We start from the raw sequence: 201 nt of genomic DNA on the forward strand, positions 1-201 counted from the left end.
CGCGCGCGTCGCCGCCGGGCGCCGCCCCCGCTCCTGGTGCGCCCGCGGCGCCGGCTCCCCGCGCGTTGAGCGCGGCGGCAGTCGCCGCCCTGCCGTTCAGGATCGACCTGCCGAGCGGCTTCCAGTTGTTTGAGGGCCGCGGCGCGCCGGATTCCCACGTCTATTCGGTGCGCAGGGCCGGCAAGACCTTCGCCATGATCT

This window comes from Brevundimonas sp. UBA7506, assembly GCF_002479495.1.
Classification (GTDB): domain Bacteria; phylum Pseudomonadota; class Alphaproteobacteria; order Caulobacterales; family Caulobacteraceae; genus Brevundimonas.